General features: G+C 60.4%; 21 protein-coding genes. 8 read left to right on the forward strand and 13 right to left on the reverse strand.

The features are described from left to right. Positions 1-276 precede the first annotated feature (276 nt). A complete protein-coding gene (locus AO353_RS09090) occupies positions 277-1,770 on the forward strand; it encodes a YifB family Mg chelatase-like AAA ATPase (RefSeq protein ID WP_054594624.1) in 1,494 nt (497 codons plus the stop codon). Positions 1,771-1,776: 6 nt separating this feature from the next. Here the strand turns inward: AO353_RS09090 and AO353_RS09095 are convergent, their stop codons facing one another. From AO353_RS09095 to AO353_RS09105, 3 genes are all read right to left on the reverse strand, one after another. Beyond that, the gene (locus AO353_RS09095; protein WP_054594625.1) at positions 1,777-2,991 is read right to left on the reverse strand and encodes an aldose 1-epimerase family protein; all 1,215 of its coding nucleotides are present in this window, start codon (positions 2,989-2,991) and stop codon (positions 1,777-1,779) included. Positions 2,992-3,141: 150 nt separating this feature from the next. Beyond that, positions 3,142-5,118, reverse strand: a complete 1,977-nt coding sequence (locus AO353_RS09100; RefSeq protein ID WP_054594626.1) for a methyl-accepting chemotaxis protein — start codon at positions 5,116-5,118, stop codon at positions 3,142-3,144. Positions 5,119-5,308: 190 nt separating this feature from the next. After that, the gene (locus tag AO353_RS09105; protein ID WP_054594627.1) at positions 5,309-6,229 is read right to left on the reverse strand and encodes a LysR substrate-binding domain-containing protein; all 921 of its coding nucleotides are present in this window, start codon (positions 6,227-6,229) and stop codon (positions 5,309-5,311) included. A 158-nt stretch (positions 6,230-6,387) separates the two neighbouring features. Here AO353_RS09105 and AO353_RS09110 point away from each other — a divergent pair, with 158 nt between their 5' ends. Then, a complete protein-coding gene (locus tag AO353_RS09110; RefSeq protein ID WP_173860007.1) occupies positions 6,388-7,788 on the forward strand; it encodes a NorM family multidrug efflux MATE transporter in 1,401 nt (466 codons plus the stop codon). Positions 7,789-7,886: 98 nt separating this feature from the next. Here the strand turns inward: AO353_RS09110 and AO353_RS09115 are convergent, their stop codons facing one another. After that, positions 7,887-9,551: a putative bifunctional diguanylate cyclase/phosphodiesterase gene (locus AO353_RS09115; RefSeq protein ID WP_054594629.1), complete on the reverse strand. Its 1,665-nt coding sequence runs from the start codon at positions 9,549-9,551 to the stop codon at positions 7,887-7,889. A gap of 268 nt (positions 9,552-9,819) precedes the next feature. Here AO353_RS09115 and rep point away from each other — a divergent pair, with 268 nt between their 5' ends. Next, positions 9,820-11,829 carry a DNA helicase Rep gene (gene rep, locus AO353_RS09120; protein ID WP_054594630.1) on the forward strand — a complete coding sequence of 670 codons (2,010 nt, stop codon included), beginning with the start codon at positions 9,820-9,822 and terminating at the stop codon, positions 11,827-11,829. Between the two features lie 57 nt (positions 11,830-11,886). Then, the gene (locus AO353_RS09125; protein ID WP_054594631.1) at positions 11,887-12,459 is read left to right on the forward strand and encodes a xanthine phosphoribosyltransferase; all 573 of its coding nucleotides are present in this window, start codon (positions 11,887-11,889) and stop codon (positions 12,457-12,459) included. Positions 12,460-12,499: 40 nt separating this feature from the next. Here AO353_RS09125 and AO353_RS09130 read toward each other — a convergent pair whose 3' ends face one another. The 6 genes from AO353_RS09130 to dadA form a co-directional block, all read right to left on the reverse strand. Next, the gene (locus AO353_RS09130) at positions 12,500-14,425 is read right to left on the reverse strand and encodes an acetyl-CoA hydrolase/transferase C-terminal domain-containing protein (protein WP_054594632.1); all 1,926 of its coding nucleotides are present in this window, start codon (positions 14,423-14,425) and stop codon (positions 12,500-12,502) included. Positions 14,426-14,559: 134 nt separating this feature from the next. Beyond that, the gene (locus tag AO353_RS09135; RefSeq protein WP_019694257.1) at positions 14,560-14,976 is read right to left on the reverse strand and encodes a c-type cytochrome; all 417 of its coding nucleotides are present in this window, start codon (positions 14,974-14,976) and stop codon (positions 14,560-14,562) included. A 183-nt stretch (positions 14,977-15,159) separates the two neighbouring features. Further along, positions 15,160-15,708, reverse strand: coding sequence for a cupin domain-containing protein (locus tag AO353_RS09140; protein ID WP_019694258.1), 549 nt, complete (start codon positions 15,706-15,708; stop codon positions 15,160-15,162). A gap of 127 nt (positions 15,709-15,835) precedes the next feature. Continuing rightward, entirely contained in the window at positions 15,836-16,909 is a 1,074-nt protein-coding gene (alr, locus tag AO353_RS09145; RefSeq protein WP_054594633.1) for an alanine racemase, read from the reverse strand. Between the two features lie 91 nt (positions 16,910-17,000). Then, entirely contained in the window at positions 17,001-17,354 is a 354-nt protein-coding gene (locus AO353_RS09150) for a RidA family protein (protein ID WP_054594634.1), read from the reverse strand. Beyond that, entirely contained in the window at positions 17,326-18,630 is a 1,305-nt protein-coding gene (dadA, locus tag AO353_RS09155) for a D-amino acid dehydrogenase (protein WP_054594635.1), read from the reverse strand. The genes AO353_RS09150 and dadA overlap by 29 nt, the downstream gene beginning before the upstream one ends. Before the next feature lie 156 nt (positions 18,631-18,786). Between dadA and AO353_RS09160 the strand changes: the two genes are divergently transcribed. After that, entirely contained in the window at positions 18,787-19,275 is a 489-nt protein-coding gene (locus AO353_RS09160) for an Lrp/AsnC ligand binding domain-containing protein (protein ID WP_003206849.1), read from the forward strand. A gap of 61 nt (positions 19,276-19,336) precedes the next feature. Here the strand turns inward: AO353_RS09160 and AO353_RS09165 are convergent, their stop codons facing one another. Then, entirely contained in the window at positions 19,337-19,690 is a 354-nt protein-coding gene (locus tag AO353_RS09165; protein WP_054594636.1) for a YkgJ family cysteine cluster protein, read from the reverse strand. 149 nt (positions 19,691-19,839) lie between these two features. Here AO353_RS09165 and AO353_RS09170 point away from each other — a divergent pair, with 149 nt between their 5' ends. Then, positions 19,840-21,153, forward strand: a complete 1,314-nt coding sequence (locus AO353_RS09170) for an NAD(P)/FAD-dependent oxidoreductase (RefSeq protein ID WP_054594637.1) — start codon at positions 19,840-19,842, stop codon at positions 21,151-21,153. A 135-nt stretch (positions 21,154-21,288) separates the two neighbouring features. On the opposite strand, the gene AO353_RS09175 is transcribed toward AO353_RS09170, so the two are convergent. Next, positions 21,289-21,534 (reverse strand): DUF1127 domain-containing protein, encoded by a 246-nt coding sequence (locus tag AO353_RS09175; RefSeq protein ID WP_054594638.1) that lies wholly within the window; start codon positions 21,532-21,534, stop codon positions 21,289-21,291. Between the two features lie 178 nt (positions 21,535-21,712). Between AO353_RS09175 and AO353_RS09180 the strand changes: the two genes are divergently transcribed. Next, a complete protein-coding gene (locus AO353_RS09180) occupies positions 21,713-23,143 on the forward strand; it encodes a PLP-dependent aminotransferase family protein (RefSeq protein ID WP_054594639.1) in 1,431 nt (476 codons plus the stop codon). 87 nt (positions 23,144-23,230) lie between these two features. Continuing rightward, positions 23,231-24,796 (forward strand): phospholipase D family protein, encoded by a 1,566-nt coding sequence (locus AO353_RS09185; RefSeq protein WP_054594640.1) that lies wholly within the window; start codon positions 23,231-23,233, stop codon positions 24,794-24,796. Between the two features lie 166 nt (positions 24,797-24,962). Here the strand turns inward: AO353_RS09185 and AO353_RS09190 are convergent, their stop codons facing one another. Beyond that, the gene (locus tag AO353_RS09190) at positions 24,963-26,105 is read right to left on the reverse strand and encodes an MFS transporter (protein ID WP_054594641.1); all 1,143 of its coding nucleotides are present in this window, start codon (positions 26,103-26,105) and stop codon (positions 24,963-24,965) included. Positions 26,106-26,140: the final 35 nt, after the last annotated feature.

A 26,140-nucleotide genomic window follows, 5' to 3' on the forward strand; every position in this document is an offset into this window, starting at 1 on the left:
ATCCTGCTTGCACGGTTAATCTGAAAGACCGCATAGCGAGATTTTACGACTGCTTCGCAGCCGAACGCAGCCTTCGGCAGCTGCTACCGATCGCGTTACGGCTTAACTGACAGGCATCAGTCTAAATGGCGGTTTTTTTCGTTCTCGCACTCTATACATCGACATCCGCAACATCCTGCGAAGGTTTCGCTCCTCAGCCGCCGCGCTAAACCACTACGCCGCAACTACCCTTCAAAAAACCGCAGGAAGCGGTTCTCGCAAGCTCAAGGAATGATCATGTCTCTGGCCATCGTCCACAGCCGCGCCCAGATCGGTGTGGAAGCGCCCGCCGTTACCGTAGAAGTCCATTTGGCCAACGGCCTGCCATCGCTGACGATGGTGGGGTTGCCGGAAGCAGCGGTGAAGGAAAGCAAGGATCGGGTGCGCAGTGCGATCATCAATTCCGGGCTGCAATTTCCGGCACGACGTATCACCTTGAATCTCGCCCCGGCCGATTTACCGAAGGACGGCGGGCGCTTCGATCTGGCGATCGCCTTGGGGATTCTGGCTGCCAGTGTGCAGGTGCCGACTTTGACGCTGGATGACGTCGAGTGTCTGGGTGAGTTGGCGCTGTCAGGCGAAGTGCGGGCGGTTCGTGGTGTGTTGCCGGCGGCACTGGCGGCGCGCAAGGCTGGACGATCGCTGATGGTGCCGCGGGCAAATGCCGAGGAAGCGTGCCTGGCGTCAGGACTGAAGGTCATTGCGGTGGATCATCTGCTGGAGGCGGTCGCGCACTTCAATGGTCACACACCCGTAGAACCGTTTGTGTCCAATGGTTTGCTCTACGCCAGCAAACCGTATCCGGACTTGAATGAAGTGCAGGGCCAGATCGCGGCCAAACGTGCATTGCTGATTGCGGCTGCGGGGGCTCATAACCTGCTGTTCAGCGGGCCACCGGGGACGGGGAAAACCCTGCTGGCGAGTCGTTTGCCCGGGCTGCTGCCGCCACTGGCCGAGAGCGAAGCGCTGGAAGTCGCGGCGATTCAATCGGTCACCAGTTGTATGCCGTTGAGCCATTGGCCACAAAGACCGTTCCGCCAACCACACCATTCGGCGTCCGGCCCGGCGCTGGTGGGCGGTGGCTCGAAACCGCAGCCCGGTGAAATCACCCTCGCCCACCACGGTGTCCTGTTCCTCGATGAGCTGCCGGAGTTTGATCGCAAGGTGCTGGAGGTGCTGAGAGAGCCGCTGGAGTCGGGCTGCATCGTGATTTCCCGAGCCCGTGACCGCGTACGTTTTCCCGCGCGCTTTCAACTGGTGGCCGCCATGAATCCGTGCCCCTGTGGATATCTTGGCGAGCCAAGCGGCCGCTGTTGCTGCTCACCGGACCAGATCCAGCGTTATCGCAACAAACTGTCGGGGCCGCTGTTGGACCGAATTGATCTGCATCTGACGGTTGCCCGCGAAGTCACGGCGTTGAATCCCGCGTTAAAACCTGGCGATGACACAGTAACCGCCGCCGCCCGGGTCGCGGACGCAAGGGAGCGGCAACACAAACGCCAGGGCTGCGCCAATGCCTTCCTCGATTTGCCGGGCCTGCGCCGACACTGCAAGTTATCCACAGCCGACGAAACCTGGTTGGAAACCGCGTGCGAACGATTGACCTTGTCGCTACGAGCGGCACACCGACTGCTCAAGGTGGCGCGCACCCTGGCGGACCTTGAACAAGTCGATGGCATCACCCGCGAGCATCTGGCCGAAGCGTTGCAGTATCGACCGACCACGCACTAGTCGAAGTTATTCCTTGGTGAGATCCACTAACGGTGTTTGCCTTACCTCAGTCTCCCGCCCACCCTGAATCTCACTCACCTGCGCCAACGCTTTATCCACAGCCGTTTTATCCGCCAGCAAGCTGTAGCTGATCTGGAACTGCTTCTGCTCCTTGGCCGCAATCGTCGGCACCAGGTTCAGTGGCCGCTGATACCGGCGGTTGTAGGAAAAACTCGTCCCCGGCTCCAGCCCCGTGACATAGCCCTGGCCTTGGGTATCGGTGTTTTTCCACAGGGAGAACACCGGCAATTGCTTGGTATTGAAACCAACCGAGACCCCAAGGCTGCCCGCCTTGTTATGCAGCACCGTCAGCGTGTCGCCCTTGGCATCGGCATACGGCACGACGTTGTAGACGGTTTCGTCGTAGTCCTTGGTCGGCGCGCGGTAAGTTTGCCAGTCGGGCAAATCCCCCTTGGCCTTGTCGTTGAACGGTGACACCTGTTTCACCGGCGCAGCGAAACGGGCGCCCTGTTCCAGGAACGGGGTGCTGAAGTTGCTGTGGTAGAGCGCCTGGTATTCCTTCGGATAGTCGCCGTTGTTGGTCAGGGTGTCGTTGAGGGCGAAGCGCACGCTGCCGGGTTCGGTGACCAGTTCAGTCATTACCGAGAAGTCGACTTTCTTGAACGCCTGCTCTTTCAACTCACCGCGCAGGCTGATGGCGTAAGGCGGTTTTTCATCAATGTGCAGCGTGACCTTGCTGGCCGGAATGTTCGCGGCGCGGCCATGCAGGGTCAGCAGTTCGCCGTTGTCCATGCCGGGGTGGCCGACCCATTCGTAGCCGCAGCGGGTGACCAGTTCATTGAAGCCTTCGAGCCAGCCCAGTCCGCCACGCCCGTTGAGTTCGATAAAGGACGGATTGACCACGTCCTTGACCGGCGAATCCCAACCCATACGCACATTACCCACCGACGCCTGCAGGACGTTCATCCCGCGGGTCGGCACCACCGAGAGTTTCATCGTGCCGTTATCAATGTCGACGATGCTCACGCCCTCCTGCCGACCGCCGTGCAGGGTGCGCAGGGTCACGGAGAACGGTTTGTCGGTTTTCACACCGAGCTGCTGGCTGGTGATTTGCTGGTTCTGGGCAGCCTTGTCGGTGTCGAGCAACACGTAATCCCAAGCCATAACGTGGGAGGCAGCGGTCATTGCGCCGAGGGTGACGAGAAGTTTGAGCGGGGTCATGGTGAAAGCCTTTCTTGGAGTTGTGCGATTTTTATAGCGCTGATGAAACGTTTCAGCAAGCTTAAAAACGGCATAAGTCCAGCAAAACTCAGTCGACGGGTTCAATCGCCAACAACAGGCTTGCCAACGATGGCGATTCCAGAGGTGACCTCAGCGAAAACGGTCAACCTCATGCCGCAACTCTGCCGCCAGGTTTTCCAGCTCCCTGGCAGTAATTGCCAGGTTCGACACCACTTCACGCTGCTCGCTGTTGGCCATGGCGATGCTTTGCAGGTTGCTGCTGAGCAAGGTCGCGGTGCTGCTCTGCTCTTGGGTGGCGGTGGTGATCGCAGCGAATTGCTGGCCGGCCGAGCGGCTTTGTTCGTCGATCAGCGCCAGCGCCGACGCGACATTGGCATTGCGCGTCAGGCCTTCGTGCATCAGCAGCTTGCCTTGCTCCATGGTGCTGATGGCGTTACCGGTTTCCTGCTGGATGCTTTGGATCATCCCGGAAATCTCGTCAGTCGCTTCGCGAGTGCGCGAGGCCAGGTTGCGCACTTCGTCTGCCACCACTGCAAAACCACGGCCCTGTTCGCCGGCGCGCGCGGCCTCGATCGCGGCGTTGAGTGCCAGTAAATTGGTTTGATCGGCAATCGCGGTAATCACCCCGACAATGCCGCCGATTTCCTGGGAGCGCTGACCCAGGGTGTTGATCACCGTCGCCGTGCTGTTGAGAGCACTGGCAATCTGCTCAAGGGACGAAGAAGCTTCTTCCATCGAGGTACGACCGATCCGCGTCTGCTGGGCGTTTTCCTGGGCCAGACGCTCGGTGTTGCCCATGTTGTCAGCGATGTTCAGCGAGGTCGCACTGAATTCTTCCACGGCACCGGCCATGCTGGTGATTTCACCGGACTGCTGTTCCATCCCTTCATACGCACCGCCGGACAACCCGGATAATGCCTGCGCGCGACTGTTGACCTCTTCCGAGGCCTTGCGGATGTGCTCGACCATGGTCGATAGAGCCTGGCTCATCTGATTGAAGCTGCGCGCCAATTGACCGATTTCATCATGGCTCGACACGTTCAAACGCACGCTCAGATCACCCGCACCCAAGGCTTCAGCCTGCCGCACCAGATCACCCAACGGCGCCAGCTTGCTGCGCAACAGCCAGACTGCCGCGCCTACCGCCAGCAGCATCGCCAGCAAGCTGCCAATGGCCAGGCGGATACCGATGCTCCAGGTCACTGCACGGATTTCGCTTTTCGGCATGCTCGCCACTACTGACCATGGCCCGCCCTCGAATGGCACGGCAACGCTGTAGAAGTCTTCGGACTTGTCGCTCCAGAACGCGCCCCGCCCCGGTGTCCTGGCCAAACCGGCGATGGTCGAAGTCGCCTGATCCAGCGCCTGCACGCCGGCCGGCGGCACCAGCCATTTGTTTTGTTCATCGAGCAGTGCCAGTGAACCGCTCTGGCCGATGCGGAAGCGCTTGAGGTTGTCGAACTGCGCGCTCTGCGCATCGGTGTAATCGAAACCCACGAACAACACCGCGATCACCTTGCCGCTGCTGTCGCTCACGGGGGTGTACTGCGTCATGTAGGAACGATCGAACAGCAAGGCCCGGCCGACATAGCTCTGCCCCGCCATCAGCCGCTGATAGGCCGGGTGCGCATGGTCGAGCAGCGTGCCGATGGCGCGGGTGCCGTCCTGCTTGCTCAACGAGGTGCTGACCCGAATGAAGTCCTCGCCACTGCGCACGAACAACGTCGCCACGCCGGCAGTCATTTGCTTGAACTCATCGACCTTGTCGAAGTTGTTGTTCAACACTTCGTTGCCCAGATGCAGGCCCGGAGTCTGCACGCCTGCTACCGTCACCGGCTGCTCCGGGTGCACGCTCAAACCGCCACTGAAACGCTTTTCAAACAACCCGCTCAGGCGCTGGGTGCTTTCGCGCAGGGTGCCGTGGAAGGTGCTCAACTGGTCGGCCAGCAACCGCGCCTCACTGGCCAGATGCTCTTCACGCGTGTCGAGGTTGGCAGAATCCAGCGAACGCAGGGCGAACACCGTGCTGCCACTGATGACGACCGCGAGGATGACGGCAAGGGCAAGCCCCAATTGTGAGGCGATCCGGGCACGAGGTTGAGACATGACAGCTCCTGGCCGAGGAGCCGGATCATCCTGATCGCGTCGCGTGGCTCGGCAAAATATCCAGTAATAGGGGAAGCGCGAAACCTTTCAGAACGAAGGTCCCACTTTCAGGGATTCGGCGGCGTAGATAAATACTTGAGCGATGCACAAGGATATCGCTCAAGGCTGCCATGGCGGTGGCTACATCGATTCAGCCGAGGCGCTCGACATCCGGCAATTCCATGGCCTGCACCTCACCCTGGAGGAAGTCGCTGAGACGGCGCAAACGTTCACCGCCGGGGCGGGTTTTCGGCCAGACCAGGTAATAATTCAGGCCGCTGGCCACGGCAGTCGGCCACGGCAAACTCAAACGCCCCTGAGCCACATCTTCGGCCACCATCAGCAAGTCACCCATCGACACCCCGTAACCACGGGCGGCGGCAATCATCCCCAGCTCCAGCGTATCAAACACCTGCCCGCCCTTGAGCGACACCTGCTCCGACAGGCCCATACACTCCAGCCAACTGCGCCAGTCACGCCGATCAGGAGTCGGGTGAAGCAGTTCAGTACTGGCCAGCCGCTCGACATCCCATGGTTGATCATTCAACAGATTCGGTGCGCCGACCGGGATCAGCAGTTCAGGGAACAGGTAACTGGCCTCCCAGTCCGGTGGAAAATGCCCGTTGCTCAACAACACCGCACAATCGAACGGTTCGTGATTGAAGTCCACCGAGTCGACGTCCATCCAGGCGCTGGTCAGTTGCACCTCGTTGCCCGGTTGCAAATGCCGAAAGCGACTGAGTCGCGCCAGCAGCCAGCGCATGGTCAGGGTCGAAGGAGCTTTCATGCGCAAGACGTCATCTTCGGCGCGCAAGGTATTGCAGGCCCGCTCCAGCGCACCAAAGCCCTCACGCACACCCGGCAGCAGCAAACGCGCGGCCTCGGTCAGTTGCAAATTGCGCCCGCTACGCTGAAACAGCCGACAGGCGAAATGCTCCTCCAGCGTACGCACATGTCGGCTGACGGCGCTTTGGGTGATCGACAATTCTTCGGCAGCACGGGTAAACGAACTGTGCCGCGCTGCGGCCTCGAAAGCGCGAAGGGCATACAACGGAGGAAGACGACGAGACATTGGGAAAGCTCCTATAGCGCGACCCCGGAACCTTATCAGAAACTCTCCAGCATGAGTTTTAGTCATGCCAGCAATCGTTTTTATCCCTTTGTGCAAACGCTTGCGAGCGCCGAGAATCAACCCTTCCCGATTTATCTGACTAAACGAGCGTGATGATCATGCAGCATCCAGCACGTACCGAACTCTGGGCCATCCTGCGGCTAGCGGGGCCGCTGATTGCCTCGCAGTTGGCGCACATGCTGATGATCCTCACCGATACCTTGATGATGGCTCGGCTCAGCCCGGAAGCCTTGGCCGGTGGCGGCCTGGGCGCGGCGAGCTATTCGTTCGTGTCGATTTTCTGCATTGGCGTGATCGCGGCGGTCGGCACGCTGGTGGCGATCCGCCAGGGCGCCGGCGACATTGAAGGCGCCACGCGGCTGACCCAGGCTGGGCTTTGGCTGGCGTGGTTGATGGCGCTGGTGGCGGGTCTGCTGCTGTGGAACCTCAAACCGGTGTTGCTGCTGTTCGGCCAGACCGAAAGCAACGTGCATGCGGCCGGCCAGTTCCTGTTGATTCTGCCGTTCGCCCTGCCCGGCTACCTGAGCTTCATGGCCCTGCGCGGTTTTACCAGCGCCATTGGCCGGACAACGCCGGTGATGGTCATCAGCCTCGTCGGGACCGTGGCCAACTTCCTGCTCAACTATGCGCTGATCACCGGCATGTTCGGCCTGCCGAAAATGGGTTTGATGGGGATCGGCCTGGTCACCGCCATCGTCGCCAACTGCATGGCGCTGGGCCTGGCCTGGCATATCCGCCAGCACCCGGCTTACGCCGCGTACCCACTGCGCAAGGGCCTGTCACGGCCCAATCGCCAGTACCTGCGCGAGCTATGGCGTCTCGGCCTGCCGATTGGCGGCACCTACGCGGTAGAGGTCGGTCTGTTTGCGTTTGCCGCGTTGTGCATGGGCACCATGGGCAGTACGCAATTGGCGGCGCATCAGATCGCCCTGCAAATCGTCTCGGTGGCGTTCATGATTCCGGCGGGGCTTTCATATGCGATCACCATGCGCATCGGCCAGCACTACGGCGCCGGGCAGTTGCTCGATGCGCGCTTGGCCGGACGGGTCGGGATTGCCGTTGGTGGCGCGGCGATGCTCGGGTTTGCCATGGTCTTCTGGCTGCTGCCGAACCAACTGGTGGGACTGTTCCTGGACCATAACGACCCGGCGTTTCGCGAAGTGATCAATCTTGCGGTGAGCCTGTTGATGGTGGCGGCGTGGTTCGAGTTTTTCGACGGCACGCAAACCATCGCCATGGGCTGTATTCGCGGTTTGAAGGACGCCAAGACTACCTTCCTGGTCGGCCTCGCCTGCTATTGGCTGATCGGCGCTCCGGCTGCATGGTTGATGGCTTTCCACCTCCATTGGGGGCCGACCGGCGTCTGGTGGGGTCTGGCGCTGGGGCTGGCGTGCTCGGCCGTAAGCCTGACGCTGGCGTTTGAATGGAAGATGAAGCGAATGATCCGCCGTGAACAACCGGAACAGGCAGTGCAGTACAGCACCGTCCAGCCTGATTAACCCGTAGGAGCACGGCTTGCCCGTGATAGATATCACGCGTTGTATCAGATACACCGCAGTGATCCCATCGCGGGCAAGCCTTGCTCCTACGGGTTTCGTTAAGCCAGGACAGCCTGTTGGCTACTGCCAAACGTCAGATACTCAACCAGCTCGGCCAGCGGCAACGGTTTGCTGATCAGGTAACCCTGCACCTGATCACAACCAAAATCACGCAGCAGCTCAAGCTGTTCAAGGGTTTCAACGCCCTCGGCGACCACTTCCAGGTTGAGGTTGTGGGCGAGGTTGATCATCGCGTGGACCAGCTTGCGATTTTCCTCACGCGTCTCCATGCCACCGACAAAGCTTTTGTCGATCTTCAACAAGGCAATCGGCAGGCTGTTGAGGTGCACGAATGACGAAAAACCGGTGCCGAAATCGTCCAGGGAGAAACGCACGCCCAGACGCCCCAAAGCGTCCATGGTCTGTTTGACCAGATCGCTGCGGCGCATCACTGCAGTTTCCGTCAGCTCGAATTCCAGCCACTGCGCTTCGACACCGCGCTCGGCAATCAACCGGCTCAACGTCGACAGCAACTGACTGTCCTGGAACTGCCGGAACGACAGGTTGACCGCCATGTGCAACGGCGGCAGACCGCGTTCGCGCAACGCCTGCATGTCGCGCAAGGCACGGGAAATTACCCAGTACCCCAACGGCACGATCAAACCGCTCTGCTCGGCCAGCGGCACGAACTCGCTCGGCGGCAGCAGCCCGCGCTCGCCATGACGCCAGCGCACCAGAGCCTCGAGGCCGACAATTTGCCCGTCGTCTAGGTTCAGCCGTGGCTGGTAATGCAGTTCCAGCTCATCGCGGCGCAAGGCCCGGCGCAGTTCGCTTTCAAGATCGGCGAGGCTGCGCGCGTTGCGGTTGATGCGTTCATTGAAGATATGAAAGGTGCAGCCTTGGGTGCTTTTGGCCTGCTGCATGGCGATATGCGCGTGCCACATCAGCGGGTCGGCGCCAGCCTGCGCGCGCGCGTGGGCGATGCCCAGGCTGCAGCCGATCAACAGGCTTTCGCCGTCGACCCAGTAGGGTTCGGCCATGACTTCGGTGATGCGTTCGGCCATCCACTCGGCGCGTTGCGGTGCGCGGCGGGTGTCGATGAGCAAGGCGAATTCGTCGCTGCCCAGACGCGCCAATTGATCGCCGGCCTCAAGCTGGCTCTTGAGCCGCGAGACCACTTGCAGGATCAGCCGGTCGCCGGCCTGGTGGCCGAGGGCGTCGTTGGCGTGTCGAAAGTTGTCGAGATCGAGGTGCCCGAGTGCCAGACCACGGCCGTCGTTTTCCGCCAGACGCGCCGCCAGCAGGGTCTGAAACCCCTGGCGGTTGGCAATCCCGGTCAGCGGGTCCTGCTCGGCGAGGCGCTGCAAGGTGTTTTCGAGCACGCCGCGCTCACGCACATGGCGCAGGCTGCGGCGCAATGTATCCACATCCAGCGCATCGCGAACCAGCCAGTCGCTGACACCGTCCGGTGGGGTGGACGGTTCATGTTCGAGCAACAGCACCGTCGGCAGGCTGCAACGGCCTGGCTCCGGTTGAAGTGCGGGAATGGTCAACAGGACAGCACTGCGGTTGTCAGCAAATAGACTGCTCACCGACTCCCAGGTCGGTGCACTGATCAGCACAGCCGAGCTCCCCATAGGAGCCAGACACTCGCGTAACAACGCTGCCCACGCTGGCTCTTCGGCCAGAAGCAGCAAACGCAAGGGTTCGACAGGCGTAGACAAGCTAGCTCCCTAGACTCTGCAAAAGATGTTGGCGGCGGGCATTATGACGCGCAGATAAACAATGACAAATGATATTGATTATCAAACAGCCCGTTGTACCGCGATGAATCGAACATTAGTAGTCGCCAATTCAGCACGCATCCTGCGGGAAAGTAACAAAACCGGCAAATTTAGATAGCGTGGTACGTCACAAGTCGGAGAGAGGCAGCAGAATCTGTGCATCCTGTTAAAATGCCCGCCCTTTTCGCAAACGACTCCCTTTTCCGTCATGTCCCGACTCAATCCCCGGCAGCAAGAAGCCGTGAGCTACGTCGGCGGCCCTCTTTTGGTGCTCGCCGGTGCTGGCTCCGGCAAGACCAGTGTCATCACCCGCAAAATCGCCCACCTGATCCAGAGCTGTGGCATTCGTGCCCAGTACATCGTCGCCATGACCTTTACCAACAAGGCCGCGCGCGAGATGAAGGAGCGGGTCGGCACATTGCTCAAGGGTGGTGAAGGACGCGGTCTGACGGTGTGCACGTTCCACAACCTTGGGCTGAACATCATCCGCAAGGAGCATGTGCGGCTAGGCTACAAACCCGGTTTCTCGATTTTCGACGAGACCGACGTCAAAGCCCTGATGACCGACATCATGCAAAAGGAATATTCGGGCGACGACGGCGTCGACGAGATCAAGAACATGATCGGCGCCTGGAAGAACGACCTGATCCTGCCGCCCGAAGCCCTGGAAAACGCCCGCAACCCCAAGGAGCAGACTGCCGCCATCGTCTACACCCACTACCAGCGCACGCTCAAGGCGTTCAACGCAGTGGATTTCGACGACCTGATCCTGTTGCCGGTGAAGCTGTTCCAGGAACACGCCGACATCCTCGAAAAGTGGCAGAACAAAGTCCGCTACCTGCTGGTGGACGAATACCAGGACACCAACGCCAGCCAGTACCTGCTGGTGAAATTGCTGATCGGCACGCGCAACCAGTTCACCGTGGTGGGCGACGATGACCAGTCGATCTACGCCTGGCGCGGCGCCCGTCCAGAAAACCTGATGCTGCTCAAGGACGACTACCCGTCCTTGAAAGTGGTGATGCTGGAGCAAAACTACCGCTCCACCAGCCGCATCCTGCGCTGCGCCAACGTGCTGATCTCGAACAACCCCCACGAGTTTGAAAAACAACTGTGGAGCGAGATGGGCCATGGCGACGAGATCCGGGTGATCCGCTGCCGCAACGAAGACGCCGAAGCCGAGCGCGTGGCCGTGGAAATCCTCAGCCTGCACCTGCGCACCGACCGCCCGTACAGCGATTTCGCAATTCTCTACCGCGGTAACTACCAGGCCAAGCTGATCGAGCTGAAGCTGCAACACCACCAGGTCCCTTATCGACTGTCCGGTGGCAACAGCTTCTTCGGACGTCAGGAAGTCAAAGACCTGATGGCCTACTTCCGCCTGATCGTGAACCCGGATGACGACAACGCCTTCCTGCGGGTGATCAACGTCCCACGCCGGGAAATCGGTTCGACCACGCTGGAGAAGCTCGGTAACTACGCGACCGAACGCAAGATCTCGATGTATGCCGCGACCGATGAAATCGGCCTGGGCGAACATCTGGACAGCCGCTTCACCGATCGTCTGGCGCGCTTCAAGCGCTTCATGGACCGCGTGCGCGAGCAGTGTGCCGGCGAAGACCCGATCTCCGCCCTGCGCAGCATGGTCATGGACATCGACTACGAGAACTGGCTGCGCACCAACAGCTCCAGCGACAAGGCCGCCGACTACCGCATGGGTAACGTCTGGTTCCTGATCGAGGCGCTGAAGAACACCCTGGAAAAAGACGAAGACGGCGAAATGACCGTCGAAGACGCAATCGGCAAGCTGGTCTTGCGCGACATGCTCGAACGCCAGCAGGAAGAGGAAGACGGCGCCGAAGGCGTGCAGATGATGACCTTGCACGCCTCCAAAGGCCTGGAATTCCCCTACGTGTTCATCATGGGCATGGAAGAGGAAATCCTCCCGCACCGCTCCAGTATCGAAGCCGACACCATCGAAGAAGAACGCCGTTTGGCCTACGTCGGGATTACCCGCGCACGTCAGACCCTGGCGTTCACCTTTGCCGCCAAGCGCAAACAGTACGGCGAAATCATCGACTGCTCGCCGAGCCGTTTCCTCGATGAACTGCCGCCGGACGATCTGGCGTGGGAAGGCAACGACGACACCCCGACCGAAGTCAAAGCCGTACGAGGCAATAGCGCATTGGCGGATATACGCGCGATGTTAAAACGCTAGAATCGGCTACTTTTTAATCTACTTTCGGCGCCTGTAGCGCCAACAGAGGAAGCTGTTGTGGAAGCACTGCACAAGAAAATTCGCGAAGAAGGCATCGTGCTTTCCGACCAGGTCCTGAAAGTCGACGCCTTTCTGAACCACCAGATCGACCCGCAATTGATGAAGCTGATCGGCGACGAATTCGCCACGCTGTTCAAGGATTCGGGGATCACCAAGATCGTCACCATCGAAGCGTCGGGCATTGCTCCGGCGATCATGACCGGTCTGAACCTCGGCGTGCCGGTGATCTTCGCCCGCAAGCACCAGTCCCTGACCCTGACTGAAAACCTGCTGTCGGCGAGCGTTTACTCGTTCACCAAGCAGACCGAAAGCACCGTGGCCATTTCTCCACGTCATCTGACCAGCAGCGACCGCGTGCTGATTATCGACGACTTCCTGGCCAACGGTAAGGCATCGCAGGCACTGATCTCGATCATCAAACAGGCCGGCGCCACCGTCGCCGGCCTGGGTATCGTGATCGAGAAATCGTTCCAGGGCGGCCGCGCCGAGCTGGATGCGCAAGGCTACCGCGTCGAATCTCTGGCCCGGGTCAAGTCCCTGGCCGACGGCGTCGTGACCTTTATCGAATAACCCCAGGCAATGATCGTTCCCTCACTCTGCGTGGGAACGATCAGGCTTGGGTTGTGGCCTTCAGGCCTGCCAGTAGCAACCGCTGATACAAGTCCTCCTTCAAGCCCTCAGGCGTCGTCAGCTGCATCCGCTCCAGATGAACCGGGTACTCCGAAGGTTCCGGCGCATCCAGCGCGGCCTTGCCCAGCTCCAGAATCTCGGTGAGTTTGAACTTGCTCTTGAGCCAGTTCAGCGCCCGCAACAAATCCTGCTCTTCGCTGCTGAAATCACTGCCCAACGGATACTCCGGAAACAACCGCGGGTGCCGCGCAGCAATCGCCTGCAAGCGCTGTGGGCTGTTGTCGCTGAAACGCGGATCGAGGCGAAAATCCTTCGGCAGTTTGCCGGCCTTCTGCGCCTGTTCGATCAAGCCTGGCTGGAAGCGTGAATCGCTGATGTTGAGCAATGCTTCGATCACCTTGGCGTCGGTCTTGCCGCGTAAATCGGCGATGCCGTATTCGGTGATCACAATGTCACGCAAGTGCCGTGGAATCGTGCAATGGCCGTATTCCCAGACCATGTTCGAGCTCACTTCACCGCCCGACTCACGCCAGCTGCGCAGGATCAGAATCGAGCGCGCGCCTTCCAGCGCATGGCCCTGGACGACGAAGTTGTATTGTCCGCCGACACCGCTGAGCACCTGACCGCCTTCCAACTGATCAGCAACACCGGCGCCGAGCAGGGTCATGGTGAACGCGCTGTTGATGAAACGCGCATCCAGGCGCTGCAAGCGCTTGAGCTCTTCCTGGCCGTACAGCTCGTTGATGTAACTGATGGCGGTCATGTTGAATTCAGCGAGCTTGCTGTGGGGTAATTCCCGCAACCGCTGATAGAAACTACGCGGCCCAAGGAAAAAACCACCGTGTATCGAGATGCCGCCCACTTGAGCCGACTCATCCAGGGTCCCGGCATTGGCGTGCTGTTGCAGGGCAACGCTCGGATAAACCTTGCGCCGCACGATCCCGGCATCGGACAACGCCAGCAGACCGTTGACGAACATCTCGCTGCAACCATAAAGCCCCTTGGCAAAAGGCTCCACGCCACCTTCACGGCTAATCAGCGGCGCCCAGTAATGCGCATCAAGGTCCGTCAACAACGCACGGTAGCCGTCGTTATCCGCCTGCCGTGAGAGCAACGCGGCGGTCAGCGCATCGCCCATGGCTCCGATGCCGATTTGCAGGGTTCCGCCGTCCCGCACCAGGGTACTGGCATGCAGGCCTATGAAGTGATCCTGCAAGCCTACCGGCATGTTCGGTGTGGAAAACAGCGTGCTGCCCTCCTCCTCGTCGATCAGCAAATCGAACGCCTCACGGCCGACTTCCGAGTCTCCCGGCATGTACGGCAGATCCCGATGAACCTGGCCGAGCAGCAGGATGGTTTCCCCGGCAGCACGACGTTTGGCGATCATCGGCAACAGGTCGAGGGTGATGTCCGGGTTGCAGCTCAGGCTTAGTCGCTCCGGCTGCTGCGGATCATGGGCCACCAATTGCGCCACCAGGTTCAACCCGGCGGCATTGATGTCCCGGGCGGCGTGGCTGTAGTTGCTGCTGACATAGTCCTGCTGCGCCGACGCGCTGTGCAGCAAGCTGCCGGGCTGCATGAAGAACTGCTCGATGTGAATGTTCGCCGGGAGGCTGTCACGGTGCAGGTCGGCGAGAAAATCCAGCTCGGGATAATCGCCAAACACTCGCTCGATGAAGGGTTCCAGAAAGCGCCGCTGCAAGCCGTCGCCCAATGACGGACGACCCAGGCTCAACGCGGTGTAGACCGTCAGATGCCGCTCGGGCAACTGGGCGATGCGCTGATAGAGCGCGTTGACGAAGCGGTTGGGTTTTCCCAGCCCCAGCGGCAGGCCGAGGTGTATATGCGCTGGCAAACGTGCGAGCACATCATCGACTGCCTGTTCGATTGATACCGACTGCACCATCAGACCCTCCCGACCTGTCCATGAATTGAGGTCGGTTCGAGCTTGCCGCTTCCTCATCGCGATGACCAGTCTCAAGGTCAAATCCCAGGTACAAAAAAGCCGCTCGCAAGCGGCTTTTTCGCTGAAGACGGGGCTTATTTCAGGCCGGACATCTTCTGGATGGCGCCTTCAAGGTCTTTCACTTCGCAGTCGCTGCAGGTGCCTTTTGGCGGCATCGCATTGAGACCTGTCAGCGCTACTTTCGCCAGGCCAGCAGCAGTGCCGCCTTCTTTGTCGGCGCGTTTTTTCCAGTCTGCAGCATCACCGATTTTCGGTGCGCCCAGCAGACCCGTGCCGTGGCAAGCGTTGCAATGTTTGGCAATGATTTCATCGGGAGTTTTCGCTGCACCGCCGCCTACTGAAGCGGCGACTTCCATCCCCTTGCACTCCTGACCTTGTACACAGACCTGGCCGACAGGCTCAAGGCGTTTGGCGATATCGTCAGTGGTCGACGCTTGTGCGCTGACTGCCCAAAGGGCCAATACGGTTGCTGGTGCGGCCAGCATTTTCATAATTAGATTCACGCGTACACCCTCAATGGTGGCTAGTCACGCCCACGGCCACGGTTTCGCAGGCGGGCGCAAGTATAGCGGTTAGCCCGCCACACTGAAACAACCCTAAAGTCCAAGGGGTATTAAGTCGTGGCGAAATACAGCATGGGGCGACTCGCAAAACCTTGCCGGACGCCTGTTTTCTTAGAAATTCGCCGGTGTGGCTGCGCTGATTAGTCGCGCTGGCGCATCGAACGGATTTCGGAAACGGTGCGGTTTGGTGCTTTCGAAATAGTAGCTGTCACCGGCCTCGAGCACGAATGTCTCGAGCCCGACCACCAGCTCAAGGCGACCTTCGAGCAGAATCCCGGTTTCCTCGCCCTCATGGGTGAGCATCTCTTCACCGGTATCGGCGCCTGGCGGGTAGATCTCGTTGAGGAACGCGATAGCACGGCTCGGATGGGCCTTGCCGACCAGTTTCATGGTCACGGCGCCATCGGAGATATCGATCAGCTCATTGGCCTTGTAGACAATCTGCGTCGGTTTTTCCTGAAGAATTTCTTCGGAAAAGAACTCGACCATGGACATGGGGATGCCGCCAAGTACCTTCCTCAGCGAACTGATCGAAGGGCTGACGCTGTTTTTCTCGATCATAGAAATGGTGCTATTGGTAACGCCTGCCCGCTTGGCGAGCTCTCGCTGGGATAGACCTTTCAGTTTACGGATCGATTGCAGTCGTTCACCGACGTCCAATGCATTAGCCTCCCAGGATTCAGATTGTGTGGATAGTGAGCGTTATCATGGCGACAGCGTTCAGTATTTACAACACTTGGGTCTGAATCCCGTTCAGCAAAGCGACTTCTGGTCTCGGCAGCCTGCCTCAGCTCCCGGAATAGAGCCGCGGCACGCGCCGCAGGTTGCAGAAGATCTGGTAGGGAATGGTCCCGGCAGCCATGGCGACGTCGCTGGCGAGGATATTTTTACCCCACAATTCGACGGTAGAACCGAGGCCGGCCTGCGGCACATCGGTCAAATCGATGCAGAGCATGTCCATCGACACCCGTCCCAGCAGCTGACTGCGCTGCCCGGCCACCAACACCGGCGTGCCGGTAGGCGCCTGACGCGGATAACCGTCGGCATAACCCATGGCGACCACGCCGATGCGCATCGGCTTCTGGGTGATGAACTTCGCCCCATAACCCACCGGTTCACCGGCCGGCAGTTCGCGCACGCTGATGACTTTCGATTCCAGGGTCATCACCGGCTGCAAGCGTGCCGCCACGGGATTGGCTTCTTCAAAAGGTGTCGCGCCATAGAGCATGATGCCTGGGCGAACCCAGTCGCTCGGCACCTGCGGCCAGCCCAGCACCGCCGGCGAGTTACACAAGCTGACCTGCGCCGACAAGCCCTGGCGAGCCGCTTCAAACACCGCAACCTGCTCCGCCGCGCTGCTGCTATGCAGTTCATCGGCACGCGCAAAGTGACTCATCAGCACGATCTTCGAGACCTTGCCGCTGGCCAGCAAACGTTGATACGCCGCTTGATAATCCGCGGGATGCAGGCCGACCCGGTGCATGCCCGAATCCAGCTTGAGCCAGACCGTGATCGGCTTGCTCAACGCGGCTTTCTCGAGCGCTTCAAGCTGCCACAGCGAATGCACCACGCACCAGAAATCATGCTCAACGATCAGCGACAGCTCATCGGCTTCGAAAAAGCCTTCGAGCAGAAGGACCGGCGCACGAATACCGGCGGCGCGCAGTTCCAGGGCTTCTTCGATACAGGCCACGGCGAAACCGTCCGCCTCGGCCTCCAGGGCCTGGGCACAGCGCACCGCGCCATGGCCATAGGCATCGGCCTTGATCACCGCGAGGGCGCGCGCCCCCGAGACTTCACGGGCCAGTTGATAGTTATGACGCAGGGCTTGAAGATCGATCAGGGCACGGGCAGGACGCATGGCGGCAGACTTCTAGGCGGTCATGAGGAAGAAAAAACCGGTGCTGACTGACGGCGTGAACCGCCAACAGCACCGGGAGAGGGATCGTTGCTTAAGGCAGAGCAGCCACTACCGACAGCTCAACCAGGATTTCCGGTTCGCACAGCTTGGCTTCGACTGTCGCACGGGCGGGCGCGACATTCTTTGGCAACCAAGTGTCCCAGACACTGTTCATGCCCTCGAAATGGGCATCGATGTCTTTCAGGTAAATCGTCACCGACAGCAGCTTGGTCTTGTCGGTCCCGGCCAGATCCAGCAAACGCTCGATGTTGGCGAGGGTTTCACGAGTCTGCTGTTCAATCCCGGCATTCATGTCGTCGCCGACTTGCCCTGCCAGATACACGGTACCGTTGTGGACAACGATCTGGCTCATGCGCTCATTGGTGAGCTGGCGCTGGATTGACATGCTTTTCAGACTCCTTTGGGGTGTTGCCATAACGGGAAATATCGAGACCTTCGGCACTGATTTGCGGCGTTTTCTTCGCCATCAGGTCAGCCAGCAAGCGGCCGGAGCCACACGCCATGGTCCAACCGAGTGTGCCGTGACCGGTGTTCAGGAACAGGTTCTTGAACGGGGTGGCGCCAACAATCGGCGTGCCGTCCGGTGTGGTCGGACGCAGGCCGGTCCAGAAACTCGCCTCGGCCAGGTCGCCGCCCTGAGGATAAAGATCGTTGACGATCATCTCCAGCGTTTCGCGTCGACGCGGGTTCAGCGACAAGTCAAAACCGGCTATCTCAGCCATGCCGCCGACACGAATGCGGGTGTCGAAACGGGTGATCGCGACCTTGTAGGTCTCGTCGAGAATAGTCGACGTCGGGGCCATCGCCGGATTTGTGATCGGCACGGTCAGCGAGTAACCCTTGAGCGGGTACACCGGGGCCTTGATGCCCAACGGCTTGAGCAACTTCGGCGAGTAGCTGCCGAGCGCCAATACGTAGCGGTCGGCGGTTTCCAGCTTGCCGTCGATCCACACGCCGTTGATCCGGTCTCCGGCGTAGTCGAGGCGCTGAATATCCTGGTCAAAGCGGAATTCCACGCCCAGTTTCACGGCCATTTCGGCCAGGCGCGAGGTGAAGATCTGGCAGTCGCCGGTCTGGTCGTTCGGCAGGCGCAAAGCACCGGCGAGGATATCGGTCACGCTGGCCAGCGCTGGTTCGACGCGGGCAATGCCGGCGCGGTCGAGCAGTTCAAAGGGCACGCCGGACTCTTTCAGGACCGCGATGTCTTTTGCCGCGCCATCCAGCTGCGCCTGAGTGCGAAACAGTTGCGTGGTCCCCAGGGTGCGGCCTTCGTAGGCGATGCCGGTTTCAGCACGCAGTTCATCGAGGCAGTCACGGCTGTACTCGGACAGACGGACCATGCGCTCCTTGTTCACCGCATAACGGCTGGCGGTGCAGTTGCGCAGCATCTGCGCCATCCACAGGTATTGGTCGATATCGGCGGTGGCCTTGATCGCCAGCGGTGCATGGCGTTGCAGCAGCCATTTGATAGCTTTGAGCGGCACACCCGGCGCGGCCCACGGCGAGGCATAGCCCGGCGAGACCTGGCCGGCGTTGGCGAAACTGGTTTCCATGGCAGCAGCCGGCTGACGGTCAACAACCGTTACTTCAAACCCGGCCCGAGCCAGATAGTAGGCACTGGCGGTACCGATGACGCCGCTACCCAAGACCAGAACGCGCATTTTCGTATCCCTCATCGCGGCTTACCGCTGACGTTTGTTGTTCAAATCACAGATGTGCGCAGTGTAAAAAACATTGGCCAGTGCTTTTCACTATATAAGCACCTATATTTGGCGACAATTCTCGGCAAAATAGCTTTTTACGGAGGCGCATCCCCTATGCGGACCAATACTCAGACCAAACGCGAGCTGGACAAGATCGACCGTAACATCCTGCGCATCCTTCAGGCAGACGGGCGGATTTCGTTTACCGAGCTTGGGGAGAAAGTCGGGCTGTCGACCACGCCCTGCACTGAGCGGGTGCGACGCCTGGAACGCGAAGGGATCATCATGGGCTACAACGCCCGGCTTAACCCGCAGCACCTCAAGGGCAGCCTGCTGGTATTCGTCGAGATCAGCCTCGACTACAAGTCTGGCGATACCTTTGAAGAGTTCCGACGCGCCGTGCTGAAACTGCCGCACGTACTGGAATGCCACCTGGTGTCAGGGGATTTCGACTACCTGGTGAAAGCGCGGATTTCCGAGATGGCCTCGTACCGCAAACTGCTGGGCGACATCCTGCTCAAATTGCCCCACGTGCGTGAGTCCAAGAGCTATATCGTGATGGAAGAAGTGAAAGAGAGCCTGAACCTGCCGATTCCGGATTGAAGCTCAAAAGATCGCAGCCTTCGGCAGCTCTTACGAGTGTACGCGCGCAGGCTGCGATCTTTTAAACCAACACCTGCCGGGTGCTGGCCATGTATTCATGGATCTGCTTCTCGACCCGAGGATGAATCAACTCCACCGGGCGGCGACCGTTGGGGCACGGCAGGGTTGCCGTGGTGCCGAACAGCCGACAGATCAACGGCCGCTCGTCATACACCGTGCAGCCATCGGGGCCCAGGTGCACACAGTTCAGCTCATCCATCGCAGCGTCCTGCTCGGCCCTGGTCTTACGCGGCAGACGCGACATTTCTTCTGGCGATGTAGTCACCGGGCCACAGCAGTCATGGCAGCCGGGCACGCACTCAAACGAGGGGATTTGCTGGCGAAGAGCGCGGATTTTCTGACTGTTGCAGCTCATCGAAGCGAGTACCGGGAAAGTGAACGGGGTGGGATTTTGCCCTAAAAGCCTCGCGCCAGACAGCATTAGCCGACCAGTGTTGCCCAGCCCGAAAGGCCCGGCTTATGCTCCGTAAAATTTACTACACACTCGAAACCCGGATGACACACATGAACGCCCGTGTTCAGCAGCCTGCCTCGAACAACCGGCATACAGCGTCTTACTACGCCGCCAGCAGCCTACCGCAGCCCGATTATCCGGCGCTCAAAGGCGAACTGCTGGCGGACGTGTGCGTGGTGGGCGGCGGGTTTTCCGGGCTGAACACTGCTATCGAGTTGGCCGAACGCGGCCTCAACGTGGTGCTGCTCGAAGCGCGCAAGATCGGCTGGGGCGCCAGTGGGCGCAACGGCGGGCAGCTGATTCGCGGCGTGGGTCATGGCCTCGATCAGTTTGCCGAGGTGATCGGCACGGACGGCGTCCGCCAGATGAAACTCATGGGGCTGGAAGCGGTGGAGCTCGTCCGGCAACGGGTCGAGCATTTTCAGATCGTCTGCGACCTGACCTGGGGTTACTGCGACCTGGCCAACAAACCTCGCGACCTTGAAGGTTTCGCCGAAGACGCGGCCGAACTGCACAGCCTCGGCTATCGCCATGAGACCCGATTGCTGCAAGCCCATGAAATGCACAGCGTGGTCGGTTCCGACCGCTACGTCGGTGGCTTGATCGATATGGGTTCCGGGCATCTGCACCCGTTGAACCTGGCCTTGGGCGAAGCCGCTGCGGCGCAGCAACTGGGCGTGAAGCTGTTCGAACAATCGGCCGTGACCCGCATCGACTATGGCAACGAGGTCAAGGTCCACACCACGCAAGGCACGGTCCGCGCCAAGACCCTGGTGCTGGGCTGCAACGCCTACCTCAACAACCTTAACCCCGAGCTCAGCGGCAAAGTGCTGCCCGCCGGCAGTTACATCATCGCCACCGAACCCTTGAGCGCAGCGCAGGCCCACGCATTACTGCCGCAGAACATGGCGGTCTGCGATCAGCGAGTGGCGCTGGACTACTACCGGCTCTCGGCGGATCGGCGCTTGCTGTTCGGCGGCGCCTGCCACTATTCCGGTCGCGACCCGTCGGACATCGCCGCCTATATGCGACCGAAGATGCTCGACGTCTTCCCGCAACTGGCCGGGGTGAAGATCGACTATCAATGGGGCGGGATGATCGGCATTGGCGCCAACCGCCTGCCACAGATCGGCCGGCTCAAGGACCAGCCGAATGTGTATTACGCCCAGGCCTATTCCGGTCATGGGCTGAACGCTACCCACCTGGCCGGCAAGCTGCTGGCCGAAGCCATCAGCGGTCAGCAAGGCGGCGGTTTCGACCTGTTCGCCAAAGTGCCGCACACCACCTTCCCGGGCGGGAAGTACCTGCGTTCACCGCTGTTGGCGCTGGGGATGTTGTGGTATCGGATGAAAGAGCTGGTCTGAAAGATTCTTTGCGCCCCTACGGACGCCATCGCGGGCAAGCCTTCCTCCTACAGGTCCAGCGTTGATAGCACGACGGATACCATCCCTGTAGACGCAAGGTTTGCCCGCGATTGGGCCGGAAGAGCGCCAAATAGCTCAAAGCCTCCAAAAGGGTTTGAGCCCCTCCTCCCGCGCCTCTGCACGACTCAGCCCCACATCGCGCAGCTGCTCGGGCGAAAGCTCAAGCAAACCCTTGCGCGTGTGCAGACGATGCCAGAACAGTCCCCAGCGACCGAGACCGGACGGGGCGTTGCGCATCGTTGACGCGAGCATGCCCTTATCCTCCCCAGCCTCCAGTTCCTGACTGTGTAACGCCAGCCGCACATCGCTCAAGCCGTTCATTTTGATTGCTCCTGTTTACTTGGGTCGCCAGAGATTCCATGATGCGCGGGGTGGTAAAACCGTTACAGATTCAAAGTAGCTGTATTACATCCATACAGATTTGCCGTTTTAGCGACTGAATCCTGTATTTTTGCCCCATCTGTACTGGTCCCCTGAATCCCTTCACCGAGGCTGCACCATGACTCTTTACGTCAACCTCGCCGAATTGCTCGGCACGCGTATCGAACAGGGCTTCTACCGTCCGGGCGATCGACTGCCGTCTGTACGGGCATTGAGCGTCGAGCACGGGGTCAGCCTGAGCACGGTGCAGCAGGCCTATCGGGTTCTGGAAGACAGCGGGCTGGCAATGCCGAAGCCGAAATCCGGCTACTTCGTGCCGGCCGGGCGCGAGTTGCCGGAATTGCCGGTCGTTGGTCGTCCAGCCCAGCGCCCGGTGGATATTTCCCAGTGGGATCAGGTGCTGGAGCTGATTCGCGCCGTCCCGCGCAAAGACATCGTGCAGCTCGGTCGCGGCATGCCGGACGTCACCACGCCGACCATGAAGCCTCTGCTGCGCGGGCTGGCGCGGATCAGTCGACGGCAGGACATGCCCGGCCTGTATTACGACAACATCTACGGAATCCTCGAACTGCGCGAACAGATTGCCCGCTTGATGCTCGACTCCGGCTGTCAACTGAGCGCCAACGACCTGGTGATCACCACCGGCTGCCACGAAGCGCTGTCCACCAGCATTCGCGCGATCTGCGAGCCGGGCGACATCGTGGCCGTCGACTCGCCGAGCTTTCACGGCGCCATGCAGACCCTCAAAGGGCTGGGCATGAAAGCCCTGGAGATTCCCACCGACCCGATTACCGGGATCAGTCTCGAGGCGCTGGAACTGGCGCTGGAACAGTGGCCAATCAAAGCCATACAGTTGACCCCCAACTGCAACAACCCGCTGGGCTACATCATGCCGGAGGCACGCAAACGGGCACTGCTGACCCTGGCGCAGCGCTTCGACGTGGCAATCATCGAAGACGATGTGTATGGCGAACTGGCCTACACCTACCCGCGTCCCCGCACGATCAAATCCTTCGACGAAGACGGCCGCGTCCTGCTCTGCAGCTCGTTTTCCAAGACCCTGGCACCGGGGCTGCGCATCGGCTGGGTCGCGCCGGGCCGGTATCTGGAGCGGGTGCTGCACATGAAATACATCAGCACCGGCTCCACCGCTCCACAGCCACAAATTGCGATTGCCGAATTCCTCAAAGGCGGGCACTTCGAACCGCATTTGCGACGGATGCGCACGCAATACCAGCGCAATCGCGACTTGATGCTCGACTGGGTCAGCCGCTACTTTCCCGTCGGCACCCGTGCCAGCCGCCCGCAAGGCAGCTTCATGCTGTGGGTTGAACTGCCGGAAGGTTTCGACACGCTGAAACTGAATCGAGCGCTGAACGACCAAGGCGTACAGATTGCTGTCGGCAGCATTTTTTCCGCCTCGGGCAAGTACCGCAATTGCCTGCGCATGAACTACTCGGCCAAACCGACACCGCAGGTTGAAGAGGCGGTGCGCAAGGTCGGCGCGGCAGCGATCAAGCTACTGGCCGAGCATCACGAGGACATATGACGCAATCAACCGACGCTTGAGCATTCACGGAGCATTGCCAAATGCCGTGCCATACTCCGGATCCTGCCCATTCGCGGAAACTCCGATTTGCGCCCCAGAAAAGCCCTGCTTTTTCTGCCGCTCGTCTTGCTACTGAGCGGCTGCACCTCTCTCACCGTACTTCACGAGCCGAGCCAGGCGCTGCCGGCGGCGGACTCTGCGTTCGGGCGCTCGATCCAGGCACAGGCTGCGGCGTATCAGGGCCGCTCCGGCTTCCGCCTGCTGCCCAACAGCAGTGAAGCCTTCATGGCGCGTGCCGAGCTGATTCGCAATGCGCAAAGCAGCCTCGACTTGCAGTACTACATCGTTCACGACGGTGTCAGCACACGGTTGCTGGCGGCGGAGCTGCTCAAGGCTGCCGACCGCGGCGTGCGCATACGCATCCTGCTTGACGACACCACCAGCGATGGCCTGGACCAGATCATCGCCACCCTTGCTGCGCATCCGCAGATTCATATTCGCCTGTTCAATCCGCTGCACCTGGGCCGCAGCACCGGGCTGACCCGCACCATGGGGCGGCTGTTCAATCTGTCTTTGCAGCATCGGCGCATGCACAACAAGCTGTGGCTGGCGGACAACAGCGCAGCCATTGTCGGTGGCCGTAATCTGGGCGACGAGTACTTCGATGCCGAGCCCGACCTGAACTTCACCGACATCGACATGCTCGGCATCGGCCCGGTAGCCGAGCAGCTCGGGCACAGTTTCGACCAGTACTGGAACAGCGCCCTGAGTAAACCGATCGATGAGTTTATCTCGAGCAAACCCACGGCAAAGGATCTGGCCAACACCCGACTGCGACTGAAAGAGTCGCTGGAGGGCACCCGCCAACAGAACCATGCGCTGTACCAGCAACTGAAGATTTACCAGACCCATCCACGCCTGGATATCTGGCGGCGCGAATTGATTTGGGCCTGGAACCAGGCATTGTGGGACGCCCCCAGCAAGGTGCTGGCCAAGGACGAACCGGATCCGCAACTGCTGCTGACCACCCAACTGGCGCCCGAACTACAAGGTGTCAGTAACGAGCTGATCATGATCTCGGCCTATTTCGTCCCAGGCCAGACGGGGCTGGTCTACCTGACGGGACGCGCGGATGCCGGGGTTTCCGTCAGCTTGCTGACCAATTCCCTGGACGCCACCGACGTGCCCGCCGTGCACGGTGGCTACGCGCCGTACCGCAAGGCGTTGCTGGAGCATGGCGTGAAGTTGTTCGAGTTGCGCCGCCAACCCGGCGAGCACGGCGGCAGTGGCCCGCACCTGTTCCACGGCGCCGCCTCCCGTAGCTCCGATTCCAGCCTGCACAGCAAGGCGATGATCTTTGACCGGCAAAAGGCGTTCATCGGCTCATTCAACTTCGATCCGCGCTCGGTGCTCTGGAACACTGAAGTCGGGGTGCTGGTGGACAGCCCGGAACTCACCGAACAGGTTCGCGAACTGGCCCTGCAAGGTATGTCACCGGCCCTGAGTTACGAGGCCCGGCTAGAGAACGGTCGGATGGTGTGGGTCACTGAAGACAATGGCCAGCCACACGCCCTGACCCGAGAACCGGGGAGCTGGTGGCGACATTTCAACGCCTGGCTCAGCAAATCGGTGGGGCTGGAGCGGATGCTCTAAAAACTGTATGACCCTGCGCCATCACACGGTACGTAGCAGCTGGCGCAGCCTGCGTTCGGCTGCGCAGCAGACGCAAACCTTGCAGCCACGGTTAAACTGAAAGACCGCGATATCCGAATTTACGACTGCTGCGCAGCCGAACGCAGGCTGCGCCAGCTGCTATACATTATGCAGGCTGCACCGTGCCAAACGCCCCTTGGCGCAGCAACAGGATCACCAGCCCAAACGCCCCTGCCGCCATCAGCAACGGCAAAGCGTGCCCACTGATCCATTGACTGCCCGCACCAGCCGCCAATGGGCCGATCAGACAACCGATACCCCACAATTGCGCAATGTGAGCGTTGGCTCGCACCAACGCATCATCACGGTAGCGCTCGCCGATCAGAATCAGCGACAAGGTAAACAAGCCGCCGGCACTGGCGCCAAACAGCACCCACAACGGCCATATCAGCAAGGTCTCGAGCAACAGTGGAATCGCCAGGCTCGAGAGCATCAGGATGACTGCACAACCGGCAAATAACGTACGCCGCGACAGTCGATCTGCCAGCGCGCCAATCGGCAGTTGCAACAAGGCGTCGCCGACCACCACGGTGCTGACCATCGCCAGGGCGATTTCAGCGCTGAAGCCCTGGCGCAGGCAATACACCGGCAGCAAGGTCAGGATCATCGCCTCGAACGCAGCAAACAGCGACACCGCCCAGGCAATCGCCGGCAGGCCCCGACAAAAACTCAGCAAGTCGCTGAACGTCACACTGCAGGCTTCGCTACTCGGCGCGCCGCTACGTCCCAACAGCAACAGCGGCGATGTCACCAGCAAGCCGACACCAACCCAGAAACCGAAATCGTTGTCGGTGCCCAACGCGCCCAGCAGCAACGGCCCGGACAGTTGGCTCAGGGCATAACTGCTGCCATACAGCGCCACCAGCCGCCCGCGCCATTGTTCGACCACCAGTTGATTGATCCAGCTCTCGCCGAGGATGAACACGAGGGTCAGGATCACCCCGATCATCAAACGCAGCACCAGCCAGACCGGATAACTTGGCAACAGCGCCAGCAAACCGATGGAAAACGCCCCGGCCCACAGGCACAGGCGCATCAGATTGGCCGTGCCGAAACGCGCCGCCAGATGACTGGAGACCTTGGCCCCCAGCAGCACGCCAATCGCCGGCATCGCCGCCATGACGCCGATTGCAAACGAGCCATAACCCCAGCTTTCCAGGCGCAGCGACACCAACGGCATGCTGACGCCCAGGGCCAGGCCGACGCTCAGGACTGAGGCCAACACGGCGAAATAAGTCGCCCAACGCATGTTCCACGCTCCTGTGGATAATTATTTTTTACAAA

Source organism: Pseudomonas fluorescens (assembly GCF_001307155.1).
Taxonomy (GTDB): Bacteria; Pseudomonadota; Gammaproteobacteria; order Pseudomonadales; family Pseudomonadaceae; genus Aquipseudomonas; species Aquipseudomonas helvetica.